Source organism: Oleiphilus sp. HI0043, from assembly GCF_001634935.1.
The window spans coordinates 1-1,079 of sequence record NZ_LWEY01000189.1 but is presented as its reverse complement, the minus strand read 5'-3'; the positions used below and the strand labels follow the sequence as shown (position 1 = coordinate 1,079).

Below are 1,079 nucleotides of genomic sequence, written 5' to 3'. Positions count from 1 at the left end.
CAGTTTCTGCTGCGCTTGTTCCAAACAGCGCGTCGCTTCAATATGGAAGTTCAACCCCAGCTTGTACTGTTGCAAAAAACCCTACTAAACATCGAGGGCTTAGGGCGGCAGCTCTATCCAGACCTGGATCTTTGGAACACGGCACAACCTTATCTAGAAAAATGGATGAAACAGCGCATCGCACCACCTGGTGTTTGGAAAAACGTTAAACAGCACTTGCCTGAGTGGCTTGAACAGTCACCAGAAGTGCCCAAGTTGATATTTGATGCCATGAATCAAATTAAGCACTTAGATAGCTTTACACAAAAGCGCGAACAGCAAACTATCCAGCTAAAAAATGACATAAATCTACAGCGCAAACAAACAAAAGACTATATGATAGGTGGTACCTTGTTGGTGCTAGCCATTGCCCTAAGTAAACCAGACACACAGCAGTGGTTAACAAATTTAACCTGGTCTGAAATCGGGCCAGCAATAGTCGGTGCGTACTTTATATTCCGCACCAAACGAATCACGAAATAACAGGCAGTTTAGTTACCATGTCTACGGTTTTAGAACAGTTAACAGAAGTTTTGGCCGAGCGTCGACAAGCCGATGCCAGCAGCTCTTATGTTGCCAGCCTACACGCCAAAGGCTTAAATAAAATATTGGAAAAGGTCGGTGAAGAGTGCACCGAAGCAATTCTTGCAGCCAAAGATGCTCAGGATGACGAAGGTAAGAAAGCCTTAGTCTATGAAACCGCTGATTTATGGTTTCACAGCCTGGTAATGCTTTCACACCTGGACCTCGAAGCTAAGGACATCCTTCAAGAACTTGAGCGTCGTTTTGACTTATCAGGCCTTGAAGAAAAAGCATCTCGTAAACAGAAATAGGAGAAGGTTATGGGTATCAGTCCAATGCAGCTACTGATTATATAATTGATCGTAGCACTTATTTTCGGCACCAAGAAACTACGCAATATGGGCGGAGACTTGGGTGGCGCCGTAAAAGGCTTTAAAAAAGCCATAAAAGATGATGAGAAAGCCGCTGTAGAAAAGAAAGACAGCGACATCATCGAAGGCAAAGCTGAAAAAGTCGAA

General features: G+C 44.0%; 1 protein-coding gene and 2 pseudogenes. All 3 read left to right on the top strand.

The window, feature by feature from the left end; all coding sequences use genetic code 11:
* A pseudogene (locus A3729_RS33770) lies at positions 1-522 on the top strand (ubiquinone biosynthesis regulatory protein kinase UbiB); the annotation flags it as partial.
* Between the two features lie 17 nt (positions 523-539).
* Complete coding sequence (locus A3729_RS03240; protein WP_068512015.1) at positions 540-872, top strand: phosphoribosyl-ATP diphosphatase; 333 nt, start codon at positions 540-542, stop codon at positions 870-872.
* Between the two features lie 87 nt (positions 873-959).
* Positions 960-1,079, top strand: a pseudogene (locus A3729_RS03235) (twin-arginine translocase subunit TatA); the annotation flags it as partial.

Excerpts from the sequence above, each read along its gene's own strand:
- A3729_RS03240 (WP_068512015.1), top strand. The coding sequence starts at position 540 with ATGTCTACGGTTTTAGAACAGTTAACAGAAGTTTTGGCCGAGCGTCGA.